This is a genomic window from Corynebacterium sp. NML 150383 (genome assembly GCF_002285085.1).
Taxonomy (GTDB): Bacteria; Actinomycetota; Actinomycetes; order Mycobacteriales; family Mycobacteriaceae; genus Corynebacterium; species Corynebacterium gottingense.
This window is the reverse complement of sequence record NZ_NSGK01000008.1, coordinates 63,900-87,953: the sequence shown is the minus strand read 5'-3', so window position 1 is coordinate 87,953 and position 24,054 is coordinate 63,900. Positions and strand designations below refer to the sequence as shown.

The 24,054-nt window shown below is 66.4% G+C and carries 17 protein-coding genes; 6 read left to right on the top strand and 11 right to left on the bottom strand.

Annotated elements, in window-relative coordinates; all coding sequences use genetic code 11:
• The first annotated feature begins 23 nt into the window (after positions 1 to 23).
• Genes CKJ85_RS08990 through CKJ85_RS08980 form a run of 3 tightly spaced genes read left to right on the top strand, consistent with a single transcriptional unit; the run spans position 24 to position 3,254 of the window.
• Positions 24 to 1,508: an FAD-binding oxidoreductase gene (locus CKJ85_RS08990; protein ID WP_095554099.1), complete on the top strand. Its 1,485-nt coding sequence runs from the start codon at positions 24 to 26 to the stop codon at positions 1,506 to 1,508.
• A 32-nt stretch (positions 1,509 to 1,540) separates the two neighbouring features.
• Positions 1,541 to 2,845 (top strand): cyclopropane-fatty-acyl-phospholipid synthase family protein, encoded by a 1,305-nt coding sequence (locus tag CKJ85_RS08985; protein ID WP_095554098.1) that lies wholly within the window; start codon positions 1,541 to 1,543, stop codon positions 2,843 to 2,845.
• A gap of 55 nt (positions 2,846 to 2,900) precedes the next feature.
• Positions 2,901 to 3,254 (top strand): DUF3054 domain-containing protein, encoded by a 354-nt coding sequence (locus tag CKJ85_RS08980; RefSeq protein WP_233125517.1) that lies wholly within the window; start codon positions 2,901 to 2,903, stop codon positions 3,252 to 3,254.
• A gap of 170 nt (positions 3,255 to 3,424) precedes the next feature.
• Here CKJ85_RS08980 and CKJ85_RS08975 read toward each other — a convergent pair whose 3' ends face one another.
• The 11 genes from CKJ85_RS08975 to CKJ85_RS08925 all read right to left on the bottom strand — a co-directional run bounded on the left by CKJ85_RS08975 (position 3,425) and on the right by CKJ85_RS08925 (position 21,787).
• Positions 3,425 to 4,966, bottom strand: coding sequence for an acyl-CoA carboxylase subunit beta (locus tag CKJ85_RS08975; RefSeq protein WP_095554097.1), 1,542 nt, complete (start codon positions 4,964 to 4,966; stop codon positions 3,425 to 3,427).
• Positions 4,950 to 9,761: a polyketide synthase Pks13 gene (gene pks13, locus CKJ85_RS08970; RefSeq protein WP_095554096.1), complete on the bottom strand. Its 4,812-nt coding sequence runs from the start codon at positions 9,759 to 9,761 to the stop codon at positions 4,950 to 4,952. Before pks13 ends, CKJ85_RS08975 begins: the two co-directional genes overlap by 17 nt.
• Before the next feature lie 34 nt (positions 9,762 to 9,795).
• A complete protein-coding gene (locus CKJ85_RS08965) occupies positions 9,796 to 11,655 on the bottom strand; it encodes a FadD32-like long-chain-fatty-acid--AMP ligase (RefSeq protein WP_095554095.1) in 1,860 nt (619 codons plus the stop codon).
• Positions 11,656 to 11,684: 29 nt separating this feature from the next.
• Positions 11,685 to 12,647 (bottom strand): cutinase family protein, encoded by a 963-nt coding sequence (locus tag CKJ85_RS08960; RefSeq protein ID WP_095554094.1) that lies wholly within the window; start codon positions 12,645 to 12,647, stop codon positions 11,685 to 11,687.
• 12 nt (positions 12,648 to 12,659) lie between these two features.
• Positions 12,660 to 13,151, bottom strand: a complete 492-nt coding sequence (locus CKJ85_RS08955; protein WP_095546240.1) for a DUF732 domain-containing protein — start codon at positions 13,149 to 13,151, stop codon at positions 12,660 to 12,662.
• Positions 13,148 to 15,109, bottom strand: a complete 1,962-nt coding sequence (locus CKJ85_RS08950; protein ID WP_095554112.1) for an alpha/beta hydrolase-fold protein — start codon at positions 15,107 to 15,109, stop codon at positions 13,148 to 13,150. Before CKJ85_RS08950 ends, CKJ85_RS08955 begins: the two co-directional genes overlap by 4 nt.
• Positions 15,110 to 15,407: 298 nt before the next feature.
• Positions 15,408 to 16,418, bottom strand: coding sequence for an alpha/beta hydrolase family protein (locus CKJ85_RS08945; protein ID WP_095536009.1), 1,011 nt, complete (start codon positions 16,416 to 16,418; stop codon positions 15,408 to 15,410).
• 76 nt (positions 16,419 to 16,494) lie between these two features.
• On the bottom strand, positions 16,495 to 18,318 hold the full coding sequence (locus CKJ85_RS08940; protein ID WP_095554093.1) for a hypothetical protein: 1,824 nt from the start codon (positions 18,316 to 18,318) through the stop codon (positions 16,495 to 16,497).
• Positions 18,319 to 18,331: 13 nt separating this feature from the next.
• Positions 18,332 to 19,312, bottom strand: coding sequence for a decaprenyl-phosphate phosphoribosyltransferase (locus CKJ85_RS08935; protein ID WP_095536007.1), 981 nt, complete (start codon positions 19,310 to 19,312; stop codon positions 18,332 to 18,334).
• Complete coding sequence (locus CKJ85_RS08930) at positions 19,309 to 19,851, bottom strand: phosphatase PAP2 family protein (RefSeq protein ID WP_095536006.1); 543 nt, start codon at positions 19,849 to 19,851, stop codon at positions 19,309 to 19,311. Before CKJ85_RS08930 ends, CKJ85_RS08935 begins: the two co-directional genes overlap by 4 nt.
• Positions 19,841 to 21,787, bottom strand: coding sequence for a glycosyltransferase (locus tag CKJ85_RS08925; RefSeq protein ID WP_255396017.1), 1,947 nt, complete (start codon positions 21,785 to 21,787; stop codon positions 19,841 to 19,843). The genes CKJ85_RS08930 and CKJ85_RS08925 overlap by 11 nt, the downstream gene beginning before the upstream one ends.
• Positions 21,788 to 22,021: 234 nt before the next feature.
• Between CKJ85_RS08925 and CKJ85_RS08920 the strand changes: the two genes are divergently transcribed.
• The 3 genes from CKJ85_RS08920 to CKJ85_RS08915 are packed head-to-tail and all read left to right on the top strand — an operon-like array spanning position 22,022 to position 23,901.
• Positions 22,022 to 22,750 (top strand): ATP-binding protein, encoded by a 729-nt coding sequence (locus CKJ85_RS08920; RefSeq protein WP_369825035.1) that lies wholly within the window; start codon positions 22,022 to 22,024, stop codon positions 22,748 to 22,750.
• Positions 22,707 to 23,108: a hypothetical protein gene (locus CKJ85_RS12400; protein WP_369825034.1), complete on the top strand. Its 402-nt coding sequence runs from the start codon at positions 22,707 to 22,709 to the stop codon at positions 23,106 to 23,108. Before CKJ85_RS08920 ends, CKJ85_RS12400 begins: the two co-directional genes overlap by 44 nt.
• Positions 23,109 to 23,130: 22 nt before the next feature.
• Positions 23,131 to 23,901: an alpha/beta fold hydrolase gene (locus CKJ85_RS08915; RefSeq protein ID WP_095546244.1), complete on the top strand. Its 771-nt coding sequence runs from the start codon at positions 23,131 to 23,133 to the stop codon at positions 23,899 to 23,901.
• The last annotated feature ends 153 nt before the right edge of the window (positions 23,902 to 24,054 follow it).

The following is a 24,054-nucleotide window of genomic DNA, read 5'->3' as shown; positions in this document are numbered from 1 at the left end:
ACGATGGGTCTATTGTTCGATACATGAGCGTATCTGATGGTCTCGCAAGGTCCCTCGCTGGCGTGCGCAGCGTCGACGGAGAACGAGTCACTCCAGTGGGCTGGCATGCGCACAGCCAGGGCGTGGAGACCCTGCTGGCGAGCTTCCGGCAGGTCCCCGCGGGTGAGCGCGTCCGCCTGGCCAAGCGCACGTCGAATTTGTTTCGCAAGCGCGTCGAGCCCGGCGCTGGCCTCGATGTCAGCGGCCTCGGCGGGGTCATCGCCATCGACCCGGTTGCTAAAACCGCGGATGTCCAGGGGATGTGCACGTACGAGCAGCTTGTCGACGCCACCCTGCCCTTCCACCTCGCGCCCCTGGTCATCCCCCAGCTGAAGACCATCACACTCGGCGGCGCCGTCTCCGGCATGGGTGTGGAGTCCACCAGCTTCCGCAACGGCCTGCCACACGAGTCTGTCATCGAGATGGACGTGCTCACCGGCACTGGCGACATTGTGCGCTGCTCACGCGAGGAGAACGTGGACCTCTTCCGCGCCTTCCCCAACTCGTACGGCTCCCTCGGCTACGCGGTGCGCCTGAAGATCGAGCTGGAGTACGTCGCGCCGTACGTGGAGCTGCAGCACGCACGCTTCCACTCCCTGTGTGACTTCCAGGAAGCGCTTGGCGCCGTCTCCGCCTCCGGATCGTGGGACGGCCGCACGGTGCACGGGCTTGACGGCGTAGCCTTCTCCCCGGAAGAGCAGTACCTGGTGCTCGCCTTCCAGGCCGATGACGCCCCGGGCACCTCCGACTACACGCGCGACGCGATCTTTTACCGCTCCCTGCAACACCCCGAGGGCATCACGCACGACTTCCTCACGATCCGCGACTACATCTGGCGCTGGGACACCGACTGGTTCTGGTGCTCGCGCGCCTTTGGCACGCAGCTCCCGAAGGTGCGCCGGTTCTGGCCCCGCGAGCTGCGACGCAGCGCCTTCTACTGGAAGTTGGTCGGGCTAGACAAGAAGTACGATCTGGAATACCGCTTCCTCAAAAAGCCCAAGAACCTGCCGCGCACCGAGCGCGTCGTGCAAGACATCGAGGTCACCGACGCACACGTCGCCGAGTTCCTCGACTGGTTCTTCCAAGCCAGCGAGATCGAGCCCGTCTGGCTCTGCCCCATCAGGTTGCGCAGCGACTCGGCTGCGCTCTCACAGCTTGGTCTGCCTGAGCACGCCCCGTGGCCGCTCTACCCGCTCGAACCGGGCACAACCTGGGTCAACGTCGGGTTCTGGTCGGGTGTGCCCGCCGACCACGTCTCGCCCGCCCAGGAGCCGGGCGCCTTTAACAAGGTGATCGAGCGCAAAGTAAGCGAGCTGGGCGGCCACAAGTCGCTCTACTCCGAGGCCTTCTACGACCGACCCGAGTTCGAACGCCTCTACGGCGGCGACCTGCCAGAGCGGATGAAGGCCACGTACGACCCGGACCGACGCTTCCCGGGCCTGTTTGAAAAAACTGTCAACAACGCATAGCGCACACCGCAGCGCACAGGAGAAGAAAGCACATGAGCAAGTTCGTACCAATGACCGTGGCCGACATCGTGGATACCCTGTTCCCCACGTACAACCCGTTCCGCTGGGAAGCGTTCGACGGGTCCTCCACAGGGCCGGTGGGCGCGGAGCACACGGTGCGCGTGAACAGCCCGGAGGGGCTGTCCTACATCGCCACCGCACCTGGCGACGTCGGCCTGGCGCGCGCCTGGGTCACCGGCGGACTCGGGGTCGAGGGCGAGCACCTAGCACACCCGTACGCGGTGTTTGATAAGCTGCGCAACCTCTACGCCCACTACAAGCGCCCGAACCCAAAGGAACTCTGGCGCATCGTGCGCTCCTTGCGCGGCATGGGTGCGTTCCAGATCCAGCCCGTGCCGGAGGCGGAGCAGGCCTCCTGGTTTGAGCGCACCGTTCGCGAGGGCCTCGCGCCCCACTCCAAGGAGCGCGACGCGGAGGTCATCTCCTCCCACTACGACGTGGGCAACGACTTCTACGAGCTGTTCCTCGGCGAGTCCATGGCCTACACCTGCGCCTACTACCCCACCGAGGACGCCAGTCTGGACGAGGCCCAGGAAAACAAGTTCCGCCTCGTCTTTGAAAAGCTCCACCTCAAGCCGGGCGACCGCCACCTGGACATCGGCTGCGGCTGGGGCACGATGGTGCGCTACGCCGCCAAGCGCGGCGTGAAGTCACTCGGCGTCACCCTGTCCAAGGAACAGGCCGAATGGGCGCAGGCGAAGATCAAGGAGGAGGGACTCGAGCACCTCGCGGAGGTACGTCACCTGGACTACCGCGACGTCACCGAGTCCGGATTTGACGCGGTCTCCTCCATCGGGCTCATGGAGCACATCGGGGTAAAGAACTACGCCTCCTACTTCGACTTCCTCTCCAGCAAGCTGCGCCCGGGCGGCGTGATGGTCAACCACTGCATCACGTTCCCGGACAACCACAAGACGAACAAGGGCGATTTCATCGGCCGCTACATCTTCCCGGACGGCGAGCTCACCGGCTCCGGCACTATCGTGCGCAAGATGCAGGACCACGGGTTCGAGGTTGTCCACGAGGAGAACCTCCGCTTCGACTACATGCGCACGCTGCGCGATTGGTGCGAGAACCTTAAGGAACACTGGGACGAGGCGGTCGAGCTCGTCGGGCTGAACACGGCCAAGCTCTGGGGCATGTACATGGCGGGCTCCGAGTGGGGCTTCGAGCACGACATCGTGGAGCTGCACCAGGTGATGGGCATCAAGCTGGATAGCGAAGGCTCCCGCGCCGGCACGCCCGAGCGCCGCTGGTGGAACGACTCGGTATTCTAGGCGCGGCATGTAAGGCGCGGTGTTTTCAGTACCGCGAGGCGCTAGCATGGCGGGTATGAAGAAAACGATTTCGAAGCCGTACGCCATCGCCGCTGACTACGTCGCTATCGCGGTGTTTGCGCTGCTCGCGCGCGCTGCGCACCAGACCGAGGAGATGCCCTTCAACTTCACGGGCTGGCTGTCCACGCTGTGGCCATTCGCGCTCGGAGTGACGCTCGGCTGGCTCATCGCCCGCGATAACAAAGGCGGCATCATTTGGCCGGTCACCGTCATCACCGGCCTGGTCATTTGGGGGATCCGCAACCAGTCCATCCCGCACTGGTCCTTCATCATCGTGGCCACCGTGATGTCTGCGCTGCTCATGCTCGGCTGGCGCGGCATTGCCAAGCTGGTGGCAAAGAAGGGCTAGAAGCTCGAGCCGAAGTTGTACATCGGGTCGCCGGTCTGGATGCCGTTGACAAACCAGACGAGCATGCTGATCAGGTCGCCGGCGAGATCGAGGGTGGAAGAGAGCATCGAAGCTATACCTTTCTGGTGAGGAGATCGTACGGTTAGCCTATCGGCACCGTAACCATTTCGTTACAGCGGGCTGATCGTGTGCTTCTTCGGCAGATCGGACTCCCGCTTGGTGGAGAGCTGGCGCAGGGCTCGTCGTAAAGCAATGCGCGTCTCGCTCGGCTCGATCATCTGGTCAATGTACCCGCGCTCCGCGGCGACATACGGCGAGGTCATGTTCTCGTCGTAGAAGTCCATGAACATCTTCTTCATCGCTTCGCGCTGCGCGGGGTCCTCGATGGCGGCGAGCTGCTTGCCCTGGATCATCACCACGGCCGCGGAGGAACCCATCACGGCGATCTGGGCGGTGGGCCACGCCAAGTTGATGTCGCCGCACAGGTTCTTCGAGCCCATTACCGCGTAGGCGCCGCCGTAGGCCTTACGCACGATCAGCGCCACCTTGGGCACGGTCGCCTCCACACCCGCGAAGGCGAACTTCGCGCCGCGGTGGATCAGGCCCTCGCGCTCCTGCTGCACGCCTGGCAGGTAGCCCGGGGTGTCCACCACGTAGACGATGGGGATGTTGTAGGCGTCGCAAGTGCGGATGAAGCGCGCGCCCTTGTCGGCAGCATCGGCGTCGATGCAGCCAGCCTGGTACATGGGATTGTTGGCCACAAACCCGACAGCGCGGCCGTCGACGCGCCCGAAGGCACAGATGAGGTTCTCGGCATAGTTCGCCTGGATCTCCACCAGGTCCTCGTCGTCGCCGAGCTGGACCAGCAGATCCATCATGTCGTAGCCGGCATTCGTGTCGTCGGGCATGAAAGAGTCCAGCTCGCTGTCGTCGAGCTCCTCGTCCTCCGGTGCATCGACGACCGGGGCCGGGTCGAACGTCGAGGTAGGCAGGTGCGCGAGGAGGTCGCGCACGTAGTCGAAGGCCTCCTCCTCGGACGCCACCACCGCCTGGATGTTGCCGGACTGCTCCTGCACGCGCGCGCCACCCAGCTCGGCGGAGGTGATGTCCTCGCCGGTGACCTCGCGGATCACGTTCGGGCCGGTCACGTACATCTCGGACTCGCCGTCGACGGCGACCACGAAGTCGGTGGTCACTGGCGCGTAGACGGCGCCACCGGCGGACTTGCCCAGCATGATCGAGATCTGCGGGCTGCGGCCCGACAGCGGAAGCTGGCGCTTCGCAATCTCGGAGTACATGGCCAGCGACGTCACCGCGTCCTGGATGCGGGCGCCACCCGAATCCTGGATGCCGATGACGGGGCAGCCGATCTTGATGGCAAACTCCATCACCTCGACCACCTTGCGGCCAAAGGTCACGCCGACAGAACCGCCGTAGACGGTTTTGTCGTGCGCGTAGATCGCCACCGGGCGGCCGTCGATACGCCCGTAGCCCGTGACCACGCCGTCGGAATAGACGGCCTTTTCATCACCCGGGGTACGCGCGAGCGCGCCGATCTCTACGAAGGAGTCTTCGTCCAACAACGCGGCAATGCGCTGGCGCGGAGTCGTGCGGCCGGCGTCGTCGCGGCGTTTCCGCGAACGCTCCGAGCCCGGGTCCTGGGCCTTTTCCAGCCGGGCGCGCAGGTCTGCAAGCTTATCGGCGGTTGTCATGCTCAATCCAATCGTTCATGTGCTTGCCCACGATCCCCACCGCGGGCTCGTCCACCACAGCGAGGTGGTCGCCAGGCAGGTGCACGATGGTCAGGTCCTTTACGATAGCGCCCCAGCCACCATCTTCGTCAATGTGCGCGTAGTTCGGCTCCAATTGGATTGCACCGTCGTGCATGCGCTCGGCGCGGAACAGCAGCACGGGCACGGTCACGTCCGCCCATCGAGTGAAGTCCAGGTGGTTGAGGATCTGGTTGTCCACAAAGGACGCGCGCTGGTGCTCAAGCACACCGGCGGCCAGGCCGTGCTCGGAAGCGTCGGTCGTAGCGAGGAACTGTGTGAGCATCTCCAGCAGCGCGTCCTCGCCCGCGGTCTCGAGGAGGTCGTAGGGCACCTCGAAGTCCAGGCCGTACGTCTCTTTGGCAAAGGCGGCGTAGCGGCCCCAGCGCGCCTTCGTCTCCTCCGGCGTGTCCGGGATCGGCTCGCTGGGCTGCGTGGTGTCGAGCAGCGCAATGAAGTCGATCTTCTCATTGCCCAGCTGGTGCGCGACCTCGTAGGCCAGCGCGCCGCCGAAGGACCAGCCGGCGAGCACGACCTTGCGCCCCTTCGCCAGCTCGGTGATGTCCTTCACGTACGCCGCGGCACGCTCCTCAAGCGAGCCCTCGAGGCGCTCCACGCCGTAGACCGGCACGTTGTCCTTCAGGCGGCGAGCCAGCGGCGCGTACACGCTCGACGAGCCACCCGCGGGGTGGAACACAAAGACGGGGTTGACCTCGTCAGAGCCGTCGCGGAAGACGCGAATGTTGCCCTCAACCTCGGTCTCGAGCCCCTCGCGCACGATGTTCGCCAGCGGCTCCAGCGTCTCCGCCTCGAGTACCTGCTGCGCGGTGACCTCGATGCCGGAGCGCTCGGTGAGGTGGGTCGCAATGTCGTGCGCTTGGGCCTCGCTTATCGACGCCAACGTGGACGTCACACCAGCCGCGGCCTTCCCTGCGTACTTCGCCCAGGCGCCAAACACCATGCGCTCGGAGGCGTCGCGCGGGGCGACGCCGACGCCCTGCGCCGGTTCCGCGGATTCCGCCTGCGCGGAACGCTTGCTGGGCTCCGCCGGCTCCGCGGCCGGAGCTTCCGCCTGTGCGGAATTTTCGCGTCCAGCGACTGCGTCTTCGACGATGCGGATGACGTCGGAGACGGAGGCGTCGCGAAGCGTCTGCACCTGCAGCGGCGGGATCTGGAAGTCGTTTTCCACCTGGTTCTTGATGCGCATGCCCATCAGCGAGTCCAGGCCGAGGTCGATCAGCGGCAGCTCGTCGGGCAGGTCCTCCGGGTCGTAGCCCATGGATTCGGAGACGATGCCGCGCAGGCGGTCCGCCACCGTCTCGCCGGAGGCGGGGTCCCAGCGCACGGCCTCGACGCCCTCAGCGCCTGCGGCACCCTCGCTCGCGCTCGGTGCGGTGGCGGCGTCACCCGTCGGGGCGATCTCCGCCACGCCCGCGAGCTGCTCATCGCCGCCGAGCGACAGCGTGGTGACAAACCCCTCCGCGAGCAGCGTGTCCTCGTTGAATACCTTCACGCTCGCGCCTCCCAGGCTCGGCTGGACCACCGTGGTGACCTCGCCGTCGGCGGGCAGGTAGCTGTGCTCCTCGCTCGCCACGACGCGGCCACCGGGGAGGACCTCGGCCGCCGCGGCCTCAATGAGCTGGTAGGGGCTAAAGACCTGGTCGGCCTGGGTAGCAAAGGCGACCTTCCCGCCGGGCAGGCGGACCTTGGCGCCCAGCAGGGACCCGCCCGCCGCCGAGGGGCGGGCGGCTGTCCAGTAGGAGTTTGTGTGGAAGGCGGTGCGGGGGGCGTCGATAAGCGAGCCCTCGCCGTAGAAGCCCGCGAACTTCACGGGCATGCCGCCGACGTAGAGCTTGGCGGCGAGATCCAGCAGCGCGCCGACCTCGTCCACCTTGCGCTTGTTGGTAAACAGCAGCTGCGCGTCCGGCTTGCCCGCGGCGAACGCGGTGTTCATCATGCCCATGAGCGCGACCGGGTTCGGGGTGACCTCCACCAGGGTGGTGTGGCCCGCGGCGAAGGCGGCCTCGGTGGCGTCCTGGAAGTAGACCGGCTGACGCGTCATGCGCAGGAAATAGTCCATGTCGTGCACGACCGCGCCCGCCGGGTAGACCTCGCCGCGGTCCACGGAGGTGAACAGCGGCACAGTCAGCGGGTGCGGCTCGATGCCGGCGATGCTGCCGGCCAGGTCGCCCAGGATCGGGTCGAGCGCGCTCGTGTGGCCCGCGCCGCGCACCTTCAGCTTGCGGGCGAACTTCTCCTCCTTGGTCAGCGCGTCCACGATGTAGTCCACGGCCTTGCCCGGGCCGCCGACGGTGGTCATGCCCGGACCGGCGTAGACGGCGGGCTCCACGCCCGCGGCCTCCGGGTGAGCCTGGATGAATTCGGCGAGCTGGTCGCGGGACAGCTCCACCACCGCCATCGCGCCCTCCTGGTCGGTGCCGGCGATCATGGCTTCGCCCTCGCCCATGAGGCGAGCGCGCTGGGTGGCAATGAGGATGGCGTCCTTGTCCGAGATGCCGCCCGCGGCGTAGGCGGCGGCGATCTCGCCCATAGACATGCCCATGGTTGCCGCCGGGGTGATGCCCATGGCGGCGAGCAGGTCGGTCTGCGCGATCTGGATCGCAGTGATGGTGACCTGGCCGGTCTCGGTGTCGTAGGTCTGGCCGTCGTCCGTGATGATGTCCAGCATGGACCAGCCGCCCTCGAACTGCACGTACTCGTCGAGCTCGCGCATGCGCTGCGCAAAGAGCGGGGAGGCGTCGAGCAGCTGCTTGGCCATCTTGCGGTGCTGCGAGCCGAAGCCCGAGTAGACGAAGACGGGGCCGACCGCGCCCGGCGCGTCGGCGGTGACGATGCCGGGGCCGATCTTGCCGTCGGCCACCTGGCGCAGGCGCTTCACGGCCTCCTCGGTGGTCGCGGCCTGCACGACGGCGGCGGAGCGGCCGTGGTTGCGCTTGGCCAGCGAGCGGGCGATGGGCGCGAGGTCCGCGTCGGCGCGGCCCTCCAGGAAGTCCGCGAGCTGGGCCGCGGCCTCTTTGCGGCGCGAAGGAAGCAGCCCGGAGACTGGCAGCGCGACCTGCTCGGCGGCGCCGGCGACGAAGGCGGCGGCGTCGGTGTTTTCGGTGTCCGCTGGCTCATAATCAGCGGAGTCGAAGTCGGTGACCACCACGTGCGCGTTGGTGCCGCCGAAGCCGAAGCCGGACAGTCCCGCGACGCGGCGGCCGGAGTACCGGGGCCACTCGCGCGGGTCCTGCACAACCTCGATGCGCTCCGCGTCAAAGTCCACGAAGTGGTTCGGCGCGGTGAAGTTCGCGCTCGCCGGGATGGTGTCGTGCTTGAGCGCCTCGACCACCTTGATCATGGCCACCACGCCCGCGGCGGACTCGGAGTGCCCCACGCTCGACTTCGCCGAGCCGAGCAGCAGCGGCTCCGTGGCCGCGCGGCCCCGGCCGAGCACCTCGCCCAGCGCGGTGGCTTCGATCGGGTCGCCCAGGATGGTGCCGGTGCCGTGGGCCTCGACGAGGTCCACCTCGTGCGGGTCCACGCCCGCGTCCGCGTAGGCGCGGCGCAGCACGTCTACCTGTGCGTCCGGGTTCGGGGCGGTCAGGCCGTTGGAGTGGCCGTCGGAGTTCGTGGCGGATCCTTTGATCACGCCGAGGATCTCGTCGCCGTCCGCCATCGCGTCTTCTACGCGCTTGAGCACGACGAAACCTGCGGCCTCGGAGCGAACGATGCCGTCGGCGTCGTCGGAGAAGGCGTGGATGCGCCCGGTGGGGCTGATCACGCCCAGCTCGGAGAACATCAGGGACGCGAACGGGTTGGCCAGGATGTTCACGCCGCCGGCAAGGGCCACGTCCGCCTCGCCGTCGCGAAGCGCGCGCACCGCGTGGTGCACGGAGACCAGCGAGGACGAGCAGGCGGTGTCCACGTTCATGGACGGGCCACGGAAATCAAAGGCGTAGGAGATACGGTTCGGAATAATAGAGCTCGCCGAGCCAGTCAGCGCGTACGGGTGCGCCTGCGCCGGGTCCGCGCCCATGAGCATGCCGTAATCATTTGCCGAGGACCCCACGAACACGCCCACGGGCTTGCCACGCAGCGAGTCGGCCGGGATGTGCGCGTCCTCCAGCGCCTCCCAGGCGACCTCGAGCATGATGCGCTGCTGCGGGTCCATGTTGGTGGCCTCGAGCGGGGACAGGCCGAAGAACTCGTTGTCAAAGGACGCAATGTCGTCGAGGTAGCCGCCGTCCGTGGACTCCTCCGCCATCTTGGTGCGCAGGTAAGGGTCGCCCGTGTACTCGCTCCACCTGCCTTCGGGCAGCGGGCCGGTGGCCACGGTGCCGTCGACAAGTAATTGCCAAAACGCCGCCTGATCCTTCGCGCCCGGGAAGCGGCCGGCCGAACCCACAATCGCAATGTCGCGCTGCGCCGGGGCAAGTGCTTCACGACGCCCACTCGCCCCCTCACTCACGCCCCCCTTCGGCTCGAGCTGCTCGGGCGCGGTCAGCGCCTTGGCCAGGGAGAGGATGGTCGGGTGCTGGTAGGCGATAGTGGGGTCGACGCGGCGGCCGAGCGTGCGTTCGAGCTCGCCGGAGAGCACCACGGCATCGCGAGACGACAATCCGTAGGCCTCGAGCGACTTGGCCGGATCGACCGAATCGGCACCAGTAACGTCGGCGGCCTCGGCAGTCTGGGCCACCCATTCCTGCAGCCAGCGGATCAGTTCAGTCTCAGTCATTGCGCGTGAGTTCATAACACCTAAGGTTATCGTCCTACTGCGGGTTCGCGTTAGCACGCTCCTGGAATTGCTTTGCGTTCACCCGGCGCGCAATCTTGCCCGACGATGACCGCGCGATCTCGTTCGGCGCGCGGAACTCCACCACGTCCGGGGACACGCCGTGGTGCGAAGATACGGCCGCGCGGATCGCTTCCTCCGCGGCGGCGTCGCCGGACGCGTCGGCGGTGTCGCCGCGCTCGACAAGGATGACCAAGCGCTCCACGTCATCGCCCGGGACGGAGAAGGCGGCGACGGAGTCCTTGCGCACATGCTCGGACGCCTCCATCACGGTGGCCTCGATGTCCTGCGGGTAGTGGTTGCGCCCCGCCACGACGACCAGGTCCTTCACGCGGCCGGTGATGTAGAGCTCACCGTCCACGAGTACGCCGAGGTCGCCGGTGTTGAGCCAGCCGTCCTTTGGCAGGCCCTCCTGGAGGGTGGTTCCGATGGTGTTGGCAAATGTGTCGGCGGTCTCCTCCTTGCGCTCCAGGTAGCCACCAGCCACGTTCGGTCCGTTGACCCAGATCTCACCCACCGAATTTTCCGGGACCTCGTCCTTGGTTGCCGGGTCAACGATGGCAAAGCGCATCCAGTTGACCGGCTGGCCGTTGGACGCGAACTGGACGCCCTCGCCTTCCGCCACCTCGGCGGCGGTGCCGGCCGCGAGCTGCTCGCGGTCGAAGGAGGTAAAGCGCGGCAGCTCGGTCGTCTTGCCGGCCTGCGGGGTGGACACCAGGAGGGTCGCCTCGGCCAGGCCGTAGGAGGGGCGCAGGACCTCGCGGCGCAGGCCCGACTTGCCAAACGCGGTGAAGAACGCGTCGACGCCCGGCTTGGTCACCGGCTCGGAGCCGATGATGATGCACTCGAGCTGGGAGAAGTCGTAGTCCTCGGCTGCCTCGGGCCCGTTGGGCGCAGCGTAGCGGGCGGCCATGTCCAGCGCGAAGTTCGGTGCGACAGTGTAGATGCGCATATCCTCCGGGTCCGACTCACGGCGGGAGAGGCGATCCATCCAACGCTTCGGCTGCTGGACGAAGTCCTGCGGCGTAAAGATCTCCATCTCGTTGCCCAGGATGATCAGCAGCGTGGTGACCACGATGCCCATGTCGTGGTGCAGCGGCAACCAGGACACCAGGCGCATCGGCTGCTGCACGCCCACGCCGCTGTAGATCTGGATGACGTTGGACACAATGGACTCGTTGGTCAGCTTCACGCCCGCCGGGGTGCGGGTGGAGCCGGAGGTGTACTGCAGGAACGCGGTCTGGTTCGCGGTGTCCGCGCCGGCGGCACCCGCCGCCTCTGCCGCTGCGCGCAGCTCGCCCCAGCCCTGGGCCAGGGTGTCCGGCAGCGCGTCGACGGCGATGATGCGCGGGCGCTGCGCCGACGGCAGGTCGGCAAAGTAGGCGCGCACCGCGGCGGCGCCCTTCTTGTTGGTCAGGACCGTCTTCGCACCGGAGTCATACAGCACGGCGCGCAGGTGGCCCTCGTGGCCGGGCTCGTTCGGGTCATAGAGCGGGACGGGCACCTGGCCCGCGTACATCGCGCCCATGAAGCCGAGGATGTACTCGGGCGAGTTGGCCGCCAGGATGGCTACGCGGTCGCCGGGCTTGCCCACCTGGGCCAGGCGCACGGCGATCGCTTTGATGCGGGTGTTGACTTCACGGCGCGTGTACACAACGGAGTTGCCCTCGGCGCTATCGGAGTAGTCCCAGAACCTGATGCTCACGGCATCTGCCTGCCCGGCTTGCTCGGCCGCGGCGTAGAGCATCTCCGTCATGGCGGGGATGGTAAATCCCGGCGGGATCGTGATGTTTCCGGCCTCGTCGAGGAAGCGTGCGATGATTGCGTCGAGATCCATGTCTGGGCCCTCCAAAAATTAGTTAGTACCTACAAAGCATCTATAGTAGTGCGCGCCCAATCCAGCGTCCACTGTGGTGTGGTCGTTCCCGGAATCACATCCGGGTTTGTCGCATACATCGCGTGGTTTCCGCTTGCCATTACTAACTCCTGCGCACGCTCCAGCGCGTTGCCCACACGCGCAGGCGCATCGCACACGGTGTCCGCGGGTGCGCAGATCTCAAAGGCGCGGTCCGCAACCTCGCCAAACCCGCCGGGGCGAGCGCCCGTCATGGTCGCGCCCGGCGTCACGCCGTCGGCCACCAGCTGCAGCGGCTGCAGCGCGATCTCCGCGCCCACGCCGGTCACAGGCACACCCGGGTTCACACCCACGCCGTTCTCGCGGCGCCCGTCCGCAATCATCACCGCGCCAAGCAGGCGCTCCGGCGGCACAGCGTTCATGCCGGTACCAATCTCGTTGGCAATGTCACCCACGATCACCGCGCCCTGGCTGAACCCGGCGATGATGAACTTGGTGCTCGGGCATGTCGTCGCCACGTGCTTCAGCTCGCCGTTGAGCTTCGCCTTGCCCTCGGCGCGGGAGTCGTCATACGTCATCTCGCGCCGGCCGTGATCGGTCTGGATGTTCCGGAACTGCGCGGTGTACGGCACGGTGAACACGCGGACGTGGTTGATGTCGTACTCCTGCTGGAGCGGCTGCGTGATGGAGAGCATGAAGCTCTGCGGGTTGGCCTGCGGATTGAACGGGTCATCATCCGCCGAAGACTCCCAGGTGCCGGGCACGGAGACGAACTCCACGGCCGGGCACCAGTCCGGCTCGGCCGGTTGCTCCGGGTCCTGCGACCCGCCCCCGGTCTCGCCCTGGCCGGGCACCGGGGACAGCGCCGAATCACCGGATTGGTCCGACGCCTGCCACTGGTAGACCCCCAGCCCGATGACTGCGAGGACCACCAGGACGGCTGCAACCACAAAAACGTTGCGCCCTTTGCGCATGAAGTGCCTTTCTTAGCAGAGGTTCGCGCGCGCGGTGTCCGCAATCAGCGTGCCCAGGGCAGCGGGGTCCATGTCGGTGCGCCGCTGCGCCACGAGCTGGCCGGCGACCGCGTCGCGCGTGACGGTATCGTCCGAGCACACCGTACGCCCCGTGGCTGTGAGTTGGTCTTCAACTCCCTCCACGTTCAGTCCGTTCTGGCGGAGCTGCTCCAGGTAGGTCTCCTCCTGCGCGGTAAAGCCCGAGGCCTGCTGCGGCACCGAGGTCACCTCCTGCGCCGGTTGGTCCTCCGGCCGCGAGCCGGACTGGGCCGCTGGGGCCTTGGAGCTCGTCGCCTCAGAGCGGGTGGTGCCGGGGGCGGCGGTCGAGGACTCCGCCGGGGCGGAGGAGGACTGCTCAGCGCTTGCCGACGCCTTCGCGTCCTCGCCATCAACAGTGGTGGAACCGGAGCAGGCGGCGAGGGAGAGGGTGAGCGTCGCTAAGCACAGGGCTCCGAGACGCCTCATCGCTTCACCACCGTGCCATTGACCTGCTCCAGGGTGCCGTGCTGGAAGCTGATGGTGAGACCGCCGGCGCTGATGTCCTGCATGTCCGAGGTGGGCCAGCCCAGCTCGCCCTGTTCGTAGCCGCGCTTGCCCCACTCGTCGAAGATGTCGCCGTAGTAGATGACGTGCGCGCCGGACTCAGCGGACCAGTAGATGTTGCCCTTCTCAAACGGCTGGAAGAAGCCGCCCTTGATGGCAATCTCGTTGCCCGTGGGGAAGCCCAGGTCCGAGGTGGCGGAGCCCATCTCGCCGTACTTCGCGCCGATCGCGCCGTGGACGATGTGGTGGGTGCCGTCCGGGTTGCGGGTGAGGAAGCCGCCCTGGAACTGCTGGACGTAGCCCTCGCCAACCTTGTTGGCCTCCTTGACCGGGTACTTCAGGTCGCCTGTCTCATAGCCGTTCTCGCCCCATGCCTGGAACATGTCGCCCGGGATGGCGTAGGCGCCTGTCTCCGGGGTCCAGTAGATGGAACCGTTTTCAAAGTGTACGAAGCGGCCGACGCCGTCCGGGGTCGCCTGCTCGCCCGTGGTGGGGAAGCCGAGCCAGCCTTGCGCGCCGCCCAGGCCGCTGTACTTGGCCAGGATGGCGCCGTACAGGGCGTGCGCGCCGGTGTTGGGCGCCCAGAAGGCGGTGCCGCCGCGGAAGTCCTGGGCCTTGCCCTGCTTGTCCTTGCCCGCGTCGTACTCGTTGTTCACGCAGGAGCCGATCGAGCCGTCCGCGGTGACCTCGGCGATCGCGCCGACTGGGGTGCAGTCCGCGCTGCGGTCCGCCTCGGCCACGCCGAGCGAGTTGGCGATGTAGGGCCACGCCTGCGTCATCTCGAACTGCCAGTACTCCCAGGAGTGCACGCCGGACGGGCGGAACTTCACAATCGGCTTGACGTTGGTGCGGCTGGCGTAGTCCACGAAGGTCTGGGTGGACAGACGCGAGAGCACCTCGAGGCCCACGCCCGCCGGGTTGGCCGCGCCCTTGGCCACGGAGTCCGGGCTGCCAAAGTCGTCGCGGCCCGAGCCGGAGGAGACGTAGACCGTCTTGCCCTCCAGGTTCTCAATGCCAAGCTTGGGGTCGTGGTCGATCCAGTCCTGCGAGCCGAGCGGGCCCCACATGGCCTCCGCGTCGTAGCCGCCCGCGTCCAGCTGCGCCGCCTTGATCGCCGACGGCATGCCGGTGGTCGTGGTGTCCAGGTAGCCGGAGAAGGAGCCGACGAAGTCAAACAGGTGCGGGTTGCGCTCCGCCAGGTTGATTGCCGAGGTGCCGCCCATGGAGATGCCGGTCAGCGCGCGCTTGTCGTTGGAGCGGAAGCGGTTGTGCAGGACCGGGATGAGCTCCTTGATAAAGAAGGTCTCCCACTTGTAGTTCTTGCCGTTGTTCGGGCGCTGCCAGTCGGAGTAGAAGGAGGACTCGCCGCCCACCGGCAGGATCACGTTGACGTTCTTGTCGGCGTAGAACTGCTCGATGTTGGTCTCAATGGTCCAGCCGTTCTCGTCATCACGCGCGCGCAGGCCGTCGAGCGCCCAGACCTCCGGGAACTTCGCGTCCGGGTTCTGGTGCCAGTCGCGCGCCAGGAGGATCTGCACCTGCATGAGTTGGTCAGGCATCGCCGCGGACTTGATAAACACGGCGACGCGGCGGTTGGTCAGCCACTCGATGCGGTCCACGCTCACGCCGTCCGGCAGGCCCGGGATCTGCGGGTGCTCGTCGACCTCGATCGGGGTCCGCGCCGGCGGATCCTTTGGACGGATCGCGTCCGAGAGACCGCGGGAATCGCCGAACGTGCTGCTACCACTGCTCAGCTGAGCCTGCGCCTGCGGGGCGACGCCGGGAAGCGCCGATGCGACCATGAGCGCCGCAGTGGGCACTGCTGCTACCCGAGCGATACGGGCACGCAGCCTCGTGTTGGGGGAACGGTGTTCGCGCATGAAGGTGTCCTGCCTCATCAATTCGTCTGGTCATGGGGGCGTCGCGCCCCTGCAGGCCGGTCCGGGGGTTCCCCTCCCCCGGCGTAGCCAGTGCACGAGCGCTTGTGTAACCCAAAGGTTAAGTTTGACTTGAGACTTTACACGGTGACACGCCGGGAACTTTTGGGGCAAATGTTTTCCGTGTGACTGCGCCGCGAGCGGGGCGCGGACAGCGCCCGCACGGTGCCCGCACAGTGCCAGAACGCACGAAGGCCCCGCTCCCACGAATGCGGGGAACGGGGCCAGCGGCAGCCGGGGTTTACCAGGCGTTCATCACGTTGAGAATGCGCGGCTGAGTGGCCACGAGCTGGGAGCCGAACTGATCCCAGTTGTGCAAGCCAGTCGGCGTGAACACGGCGGTGTGCTGCACGCCCGTCACGGTCGCCTTCGCGCTCCACAGGTGGGTGGTGAAGTTGGCGATGGACTCCAGCGCGATGCCCGACGCGCGGTGCTCCGGCAGATACTTGTCATCGGCCGGACCTGGGACCGCGCTACCGGAGGACACGTAGACGTCCTTGCCGCGCAGGTTCCCCATGTTCAGGAACGGGTCGTTCTCGTAGCGGCGGGGATTGAAGATGGAGCCCCACATGGCGTTGAGGTTGTACAGGCCGCCGTCGAGAAGCGCGACGCGTAGCGCCGTCTGTCCACCAGGGATGGTGGTGGTGAGGTAGCCGGAGTACGAGAGGACCTGGCGGAACTGGTTCGGGTGCAGCGCGGCGAGGTTGATCGCGGCGGTGCCGCCCATGGATAGGCCGAGGATGGAGTTGTTCGTGGGCGAAACGCCGAAGTTGTCCCGCAGGTAGCTCGGCAGCTCCTGGGACAGGAAGGTGTCCCACTTGTAGGTCACCGGGTGGTTGAAGTCGTACGTCGCGGGCGCGTTCCAGTCCGTATAGAAGGAGGACTGGCCACCGACCGGCATGACGAGCGTGATGTTGTTGTCCTTGAACATCTGCGCCGCGTTGACGTCGTTGACCCAGGCGTTGGTGATCTCCGTGGCGCGCAGGCCGTCGAGCATGTACAGGCCCGCGTTGCCGCCGCGCTGCGCCGGCTGGATCTGCACAGTAATGTGGCGGCCCATCGCGGGCGACCAGACGGTGCAGCGCTGTACCCAGAAGCCGACGCGGTCCCACTCGCACGTACCCGTGGAGTCGGGGCGCAGCCAGTCGCGGTTTGCTGCCGAGGCTTGCGGGGCGCTCACCACTGCACCCAGGGCGGTCAGCAGCGCCATGAGCAGCGCAAGCAGACCACGCTTCGATTTCGTCGCGGACATTACTCTCCCAACTTCGGTGAATGTTTTTCAGCTTTTGGTTACAGCAACGTTACCAAGTTGAGACGGTAAGAGCCATTCAATTCACCGGCCAGGCGATCTGCGTCCCCGAAACCCCAGGATCCTTGCCCTTTTTGATCTCCCGCATCGTCTCGTCCGAGAGGTAGATCGTTGGATCTTGCTCAAGCTGGAGCGAGCGACCGTCACCCAGAGAATACTGCACATTTTCCCAGAAACGGTGCCAGCTCATCGGCTCGCGCGAGCTGGCCAGCAGGTCCGCGATGGGCTCCTCGCGCAGCGCCGCGCGCACCGCACGCGCCTGCTCGCGGTCCACGTCCTTGGGCATCGAGTCGATCTTCGTCGCGGAGTCCGCCACCTGCCACTCCATGGGCAGGTACTTGTCGTGCCCGACGCGCCCGTCCGGGTCGCGGGGCATGCGCGCGGCTAGGGGCGTGGCCAGGCCCACCGAGTCCAGCACGCGCATCTCCAGCGGCGCGTTCATGCTCGTCATGCCCAGGTTGGTGAGGTAGGCCGTGGTCGGCAGGTCCAGCAGGTCGCTCCCCTTGGCCTCGTCCTCGTCCATGCGGGGGCGCCAGTACCAGGAGTACTCGTCCGGGTGGGTGCTCAGCCGCGCGATGTTGAGCTGCCCGGCGTCGTGCTCCTGCCCGTTCTCCACCGCCTCGGTCCACGATTCCATCAGTTTGGAGCCGAGGAAGTCCTCCGCGTGCCGTGGCGGGTCGGCCGGGCTCTGGCCGATTGCGTAGGACCAGAACTCGCGCTCGTCGACAATGTTCAGCTCCTTCTCGCCGCGCTCGTACGCGAACCAGTCGATGGGGTGCGCGCGCACGATCGTCACGCCGGCGAACACCGTCGCGGCAAGCGTCAGCGCGATGGTCACGCGCGTCAGCGGCACCGTCATCATCGGCAAGAGCAGGGCAAACAGCGGCAGCAGCAGCATGCGCCCGTGCATGAAGTCGCCGCCCACGCGCAGCACGTACAGCACGTGCACGAGGGCGCAGCCCGCGGTGAGCAGGACAATTGCCAATCGACGCCCCCTCGCACCCCGCAGCAACCACACCGCACACCCCGCGACGACCAGCAGCGGCAGCCAGAGCCAGTAGTAGCCAACAAAGTCCCAGAAGTAGGTCCCGCCCCGGGCCCACTCCGCGTCCGAGGCGGACTTGGCCACCGCCGTGTGCGGGGTGAGCAGGCCGTAGAAGCCCATGCGGAATAGCTGGTACGCGGCGGGCACCGGCAGCGCGGCTGCGAGGATGCCCGCCCACTTGCGGGGACTGTACGCCAGCAGCACGATGCCGGTCACCCCGCCGTAGAGCGCAAGCTCCGGGCGGACCAGCCACGACAGGCCGCACCAGAACGCCAGCCAATACCCGGACACCGGGAGGGCGCGGCGCCCGATCGGGGCGGCCCACTGGACCAGCAGCGCCCACCACACGGCGAGCCACATGATGCACAGGCCCCACTCCAAACCGGAGGTGGCAAAGTCGCGCGCAGGCGGGAGCGCCAGGTAGATGAGGATGCCAAACGGCAGGACAACGCCGCGGGTGGCGGCAGCCTGGTCCCAGAACCGGCCCGAGCCCACGGTGGCCACGACAGCGCCGATGACGGTGCAGGCGAGCGCGAGCCACATCGCCACGTCCTCGAGCCGGGCACCCGTGAGCCAGCCGAACGCCGTGATGAGGTACTGCCACAGCACTGAGGTGTTGGCCTCCACGCGCTCGCCGATGTTGAACACGGGGCCGTTGCCCGCGAGCAGGTTGCGCACGGTGCGCAGCACGATGAGTCCATCGTCGGACATCCAGCGGCGGGTAAATCCTCCCCAGAACGCAAAGATGCCCGCGATTGCCGCTGCAGCGAGCAGCGAAATGCGGGCCTGTTTGTTCATTCCAGCGATACTACTAAGCCACCGCCGGAATGACGTAAACCGCCATGACGATGCAGAGGATCCACGCCAGGGCGAGCAGCTGCAGGACGCGGTCCTCCAGCGCGATCTCGTCCGGCGCGCCACCCTTGCCACCGTCCACCTCTGCCGCGTAGCGCAGGATCGCGATGACGAACGGGACCATGGAGATCTGGTACCAGATCGCGGCCGGGCCATCGGTGTCGTTGGACAGCTGGAAGCCCCACAGCGCGTAGCTCATCACGACCGCCGTTGCGGACAGCGTCCACACGAAGCGCAGGTACGTGGCCGTGTACCCCTCCAGCGCCTTGCGGATCTTCGCGCCCGTCTTCTGCGCCAGCAGCATCTCCGCGTAGCGCTTGCCCGACGCCATGAACAGGGAGCCGAACGCGGCCACCAGCAGGAACCACTGCGACAGGGCGATGCTCGCGGCCACGCCGCCGGCCATCGTGCGCAGCATGAAGCCGGACGAGACCAGCGCGATGTCAATCACCGGGATGTGCTTCCAGCCGAAGCAGTAGCCCAGCTGCAAGGCAATGTAGATGCCGATGACCAGCGCGAGCGCAGGGCCGTCCGTGGCCAGGAAGGACAGGCCCAGGGCCAGGGCGATGAGGATGGCAGCCATGCCGAAGGCCAGCTTGATCGGCAGCATGCCGGAGGCGATCGGGCGGAACCGCTTGGTCGGGTGCTCGCGGTCCGACTCAACGTCCAGGGCATCGTTGACCAGGTAGATGGAGGACGCGCCGAGGCAGAAGACGATGAATGCGAGTGCGACGTCGATAAGCGTGCGGCCCGTAAACTCACCGGCGGCGAGCGGGGCGGAAAGCACGAGCACGTTCTTGACCCACTGCTTGGGGCGCAGGCCCTTGATCATCGCGTCGGGCAAGTTCTTCGGCGGCTTGCGCTTGGTGCTGATGTCCACGCCCGTGGTGTGCGGCTCCGGCTTGAGCAGGGGCTCGTCGTATTCCTTTTCCGTCATCGGGTTGTCCTTTCCACCTCAACTGCAACCTTGGCCACCGCCGCGCCCAGCGCAGCGCCCGCCAGGGTGTCCGTAGGGTAATGCACCCCGAGCACGTTACGCGAACACATCATTACCGGCACGAGAAGCCACGGCAGTTTCGAGCCCGTAATGTCCGCGAGGTGCACCGCGGCCGCCGCCGTGTTCGTCGCGTGCGAGGAAGGAAACGACAGCTGCGACGGTGTCTTCACGCCAATCTGCACGCGCGGGTCGTGGGGGCGCGGACGCCGCACGATGCGCTTGAGCACGACGCTCGCCGCGTGCGCAACGAAGGTGCCCGCGCCCAAGGCCAGCCATTTCCGGCGGTTCGCGCTTGTCGACGCCGCGCCCACCGCAGCCACGCCCATCCAACCCAAGTCGTGCTCGCCGAAGTGGCTCAGCGTGCGCGCCACCTTCGTGGTGGCCGGGGTAAACGCGCGGTCTTGCAGGGCGATGAGCAGCTCGGCCTCACGGGCGTCGAGCGAGTGCTTGTTACTGGGCTTACTGGGTTTACTGGGCATCGAAGATCTTCCCCCACTCCTCGTGGCTGGTCAGGCGTGGCATCGCGGCGCGGTACTCGGACTGCAGGTCCGACCACCGCTCCTTGATCTGCGCCTGGAGTTCCTTGGTCTGCTTGAGCAGAGCGTCGCTCGTGGCCTTGTCGCGCTTGCGGAAGGCCACGCCCGTACCGCCGGCGGTGGATACCGTAGCGGAATCGACGCGGGCCAGCGTGTACCAACGGGCCTCCTCGGCCGTGAGGTTGAGCTGCGGCGCGTCCCAGTGCGCGCGGTCCTCGGTGGTGAACTGGTGGCGCAACGCCTTCAACGCCCACGGAATCTTCTTCACCTTGGCCAGGCGACCGCCGATGTTGCGGGTGGGCACGCCCGGCGCGCCGGTGGGCGCGGGCAGGTCCGCGGCGGAGCCGATGACCTGAGCGTCCGGGTACTGCTTGCGGATTTCCTGGATCCTTGGCAGCGAGGACTCGAGGATGCTGAACAGCTGGTCCGGCCCCTTGAGGAAGTCCTGCATGGCTTCTACCTGGATCGCCATGGTGGAGTACTCCATGCACATGATGTGCTTGTAGGTGGATTTGAGCATGTTGCGCAGGATGCCGTCGGCCTTGTCTGGGCCGTACATCGCGGCGACGATGAGGCGGTTGCGCAGGTGGAAGTAAGCCTGCCAGTCGATCGCGTCGTCCTTGTCCGCCCACGCCATGTGCCAAATGGCCACGCCCGGCCAGGTCACCGTGGGGTAGCCGGCCTCCTTGGCGCGCAGGGCGTACTCGGTGTCGTCCCACTTAATAAACAGCGGCAGCGGCAGGCCGAGCTGCTCGGCGACGGCGCGCGGGAACAGGTTCATCCACCAGCCGTTGTAGTCCACGTCGATGCGGCGGTGCAGCGCGCGCGAGGTGGTCTTGCGCGGGTCCAGCTCCTCTTCCTGGGTGCCCACGTAGCCCAGCGGGTACTTGGAAAAATCGTGGTCGTAGACGGCGTGCTCGGCAGCGCCCCACATGAAGGTGGAGCGGTCCACGGCCTCGCCGGTGGTGCGCAGCTGCGCGCGGTCCTGCAGGTTGAGCATCTGCCCGCCGACCAGGATCGGGGTGCGCGCGTAGCGGGCTGCCTGCACCGCGCGCACGATGGAGTCGGGCTCGATCGCGATGTCGTCGTCCATGTAGAGGATGAACGGCGCGTCCGTATTGTTCAGGCCCTCGTACATGATGCGGCTGTAGCCGCCGGACCCGCCCAGGTTGCCCTGCGGAAAGATGCGCAGTTTGTTGCCGAGCGCGGCCTGCGCCTCCGCGAAGTCCGGCTCGTCCGCCGGGTGCTGGTTGCCCTGGTCCGGCATGAGCACGTGGCTGATGCACGCCTCCACTACCGGGTCCTCGGCCAGCGCGTGCAGCGCGTTGACCGCGTCGCGGGGGCGGTTGAACGTGGGGATGCCCACGGCGACCTGCTTGGGCTGGGGAGGGATCGTGGTGGCGTCGTGAAGCACCTGCTCCTGCGGCGCCTGGTCGGCGCACCACGCGGCGTTGGTGACGGTGGCGTCGGACTCCGCGGTGATGTCGAACCAGAGCCAGCCGCCGTCCTCGAAGTTTTTCAGCGGGAGCGGAATCTCTACGTGCTGGTCGACGACCTCAACGTTGGTCACGCTGATGCGCACGCCGTCGTGCTTCGAGCGGTAGACGGAGATGGTGGCCGCGCCCTGAATATCCAGGCTCAGGACCACGCGGTCCAACTGCGACCAGCGACGCCAGTAGGAAGCCGGGAACGCGTTGAAGTAGGTCTCGAAGCTGACCTCCTGCCCTTCCGGGACAGTCAGGGTCGTGCGGTCCGACCAGCGCACGCGCTGCTTATTCTGCTCCGCCTCAACGAGGTACAGCGAGCGCACGTCGTGCGGTTCGCCCTTGCGCGGCATGAGCACGCGCGCCAGCGTCTCTACGGCAATCTGCGTATCCAAGAGGTCTCACTTCCACTGTATTTGTGTACTGGGTTTGTGTACTGGACGTATTTCAGACAGTTCCTCCCCAGCGTAATGGCTCGCGGCCCGTTTGCTTCGTGCGGCTCGCGCGGCAGCGGGGTTTTCGGGTTGGGATGACAGAGCGGTTGCGCAGCGCCGGAATAGTAACGAGTAAAAACGAGGTGCCTCACGCCACAGCTGCCGCGACGCCCCCGCAACCCCTACACCGCCACCATGGGCAAGACCCCTCCCGTCGTGGCGGGCCGCGACTCCTACGTCCAGGACTTCGCCGAGGCGCTTTACGACGGCCCCGGTACTCACGAGCGGATTTCCATCGTCACCGGCCCGCGTGGCATCGGAAAAACCGTCCTACTCAACGAGTTCGAAGAAGCAGCACGACAACAATCTTGGTTCGTCATTTCAGAAACCACGACCGAACATTTCAATGAGCGCATCCGCGATACGCTGATCCGGAAAATTCGGGAGGTAACCCCTGACAGCACACGCCTGAGCTTCGACTCAATTTCCGACCAAGCTCCGCCTCAGTCACTTCGCTCAGTGCTTGAGGAGTGCTGCTCCCTACTTGAGACGATTGACCAGAAAATGGGTAAACCACCAATTGGCATCCTCATTACTCTGGATGAGCTGCACTATGCGCACGTGCGCGACATCATCGAGTTCGGCACGACCATGCAGCACATGATCCGCGAAGACCGCGAAATTGCCGTCGCGATGGCGGGCATCCCCGGCGCGGTGAAACCCTGTCACTTTTCTCCGACGCGCGAATCGTATCGAGATGGGGCTCGTGCCGCTGGACAGCGTCGCCAATGCGCTCAAGGCCCCTGCCCTCGAGGTGGGAATCGAATGGACCCCGGAGGCGCTCGAACTCGGCACCGAGGCGACCGGGGGTTATCCGTTTATGATCCAACTCGTCGGACAGCATGCCTTCCGCAACACGAGTGACGGAACTATCGACGAATCCGCGGTACGTGCTGGTATTGAGACAGCCCGACGCAAACTCGGCGAGTTGGTTCATGAACCGTCGCTTGCTGATCTTTCAGATGTGGACCGCACATTCCTCACCGCCATGTCGAAAGACGATGGGCCGTCGCGGATGGCCGACATCGCCGAGCGGATGGGCGTTGATACGCAATACGCGGGCACGTATAGGAGGCGCCTCATTGAAGCCGAGATGATCCGCCCAGCCGGCCGCGGTTTCGTGGATTACGAGCTGCCCTACATCCGGGAGTACCTCCGCGCGCATCCAGCGTCCGACGCAATGGAGCAGCTATCCTTTCCATCAGAAAACTACGACGCGTGATACAGACCATTAGACTGTCCGCATGACGATTCTGCACTCCGTTGATTTTGGCCCCCGCGACGCGCACCCGGTGGTGTTTCTCGGCTCCATCGCCTCCACCACCGACATGTGGCTGCCGCAGCTTGATTCACTGGCCAAGGACTTCCGTGTTATCGCCCTCGACCACCCGGGCCACGGGCTCTCCCCCGACCCGCAGGCCATGCCAGGCGAGACCACGATCAATGATCTGGCCAACAATGTCCTCGACACCCTCGACGCTCTCGGCGTGGACGAGTTCGACGTAGTCGGCCTTTCGCTCGGCGGCGCGATCGCGCAGTACCTCGCCGCCACCAGCGGCCGCGTGACCAAGGCAGTCTTCATGTGCACCGCCGCCAACTTCGGTGGCCCCGACACGTGGGCCCCGCGCGCCGAGGAAACACGCGCGGAGGGCATCGCACCCCGGGTGCAGAGTGCCATCGAGCTGTGGGTCACGCCCGAGTTTCGCCAGGAACGCCCGGCGCTTACTTACGCTCTCACCCACATGATCGACTCCACCCGCGGTGAGGGATACGCCGTCGGCGCCGATGCGCTCGCAGGCTGGGACTACACAGAGGAACTGCGAAACATTACGGTGCCGGTCCTCACCATCTCCGGGGCCGTGGACCCCTCCACCCCTCCCGAGGTCGTCCACGCGATCGGGAAAATGGTCGGCGGCGAGTCGCAGTCCGTCACGCTCAGCGGCGGCGGGCACGTGCCCACCGTCGAGGTGCCCGACGAGGTCACCCGCGCGATCCGCACCTTTATTACTGAGTAGACCAATGTAGGTCAATCCCCCGAAACACAGCTGCCACTAGTTGGTGTGGCGGCTGGCGGCCGCGATGGCCTGGAGAACAGTATTCGTCTCGTAGGTCAGGAAACGCTTCCAGAACTTCATTGCAATTCTCCTTTCTGTTTGCCTGTGGTTAAC

Excerpts from the sequence above, each read along its gene's own strand:
- CKJ85_RS08990 (WP_095554099.1), top strand. The coding sequence starts at position 24 with ATGAGCGTATCTGATGGTCTCGCAAGGTCCCTCGCTGGCGTGCGCAGC.
- CKJ85_RS08985 (WP_095554098.1), top strand. The coding sequence starts at position 1,541 with ATGAGCAAGTTCGTACCAATGACCGTGGCCGACATCGTGGATACCCTG.
- CKJ85_RS08980 (WP_233125517.1), top strand. The coding sequence starts at position 2,901 with ATGAAGAAAACGATTTCGAAGCCGTACGCCATCGCCGCTGACTACGTC.
- CKJ85_RS08975 (WP_095554097.1), bottom strand. The coding sequence starts at position 4,966 with ATGACAACCGCCGATAAGCTTGCAGACCTGCGCGCCCGGCTGGAAAAG.
- pks13 (WP_095554096.1), bottom strand. The coding sequence starts at position 9,761 with ATGACTGAGACTGAACTGATCCGCTGGCTGCAGGAATGGGTGGCCCAG.
- CKJ85_RS08965 (WP_095554095.1), bottom strand. The coding sequence starts at position 11,655 with ATGGATCTCGACGCAATCATCGCACGCTTCCTCGACGAGGCCGGAAAC.
- CKJ85_RS08960 (WP_095554094.1), bottom strand. The coding sequence starts at position 12,647 with ATGCGCAAAGGGCGCAACGTTTTTGTGGTTGCAGCCGTCCTGGTGGTC.
- CKJ85_RS08955 (WP_095546240.1), bottom strand. The coding sequence starts at position 13,151 with ATGAGGCGTCTCGGAGCCCTGTGCTTAGCGACGCTCACCCTCTCCCTC.
- CKJ85_RS08950 (WP_095554112.1), bottom strand. The coding sequence starts at position 15,109 with ATGCGCGAACACCGTTCCCCCAACACGAGGCTGCGTGCCCGTATCGCT.
- CKJ85_RS08945 (WP_095536009.1), bottom strand. The coding sequence starts at position 16,418 with ATGTCCGCGACGAAATCGAAGCGTGGTCTGCTTGCGCTGCTCATGGCG.
- CKJ85_RS08940 (WP_095554093.1), bottom strand. The coding sequence starts at position 18,318 with ATGAACAAACAGGCCCGCATTTCGCTGCTCGCTGCAGCGGCAATCGCG.
- CKJ85_RS08935 (WP_095536007.1), bottom strand. The coding sequence starts at position 19,312 with ATGACGGAAAAGGAATACGACGAGCCCCTGCTCAAGCCGGAGCCGCAC.
- CKJ85_RS08930 (WP_095536006.1), bottom strand. The coding sequence starts at position 19,851 with ATGCCCAGTAAACCCAGTAAGCCCAGTAACAAGCACTCGCTCGACGCC.
- CKJ85_RS08920 (WP_369825035.1), top strand. The coding sequence starts at position 22,022 with ATGGGCAAGACCCCTCCCGTCGTGGCGGGCCGCGACTCCTACGTCCAG.
- CKJ85_RS12400 (WP_369825034.1), top strand. The coding sequence starts at position 22,707 with ATGATCCAACTCGTCGGACAGCATGCCTTCCGCAACACGAGTGACGGA.
- CKJ85_RS08915 (WP_095546244.1), top strand. The coding sequence starts at position 23,131 with ATGACGATTCTGCACTCCGTTGATTTTGGCCCCCGCGACGCGCACCCG.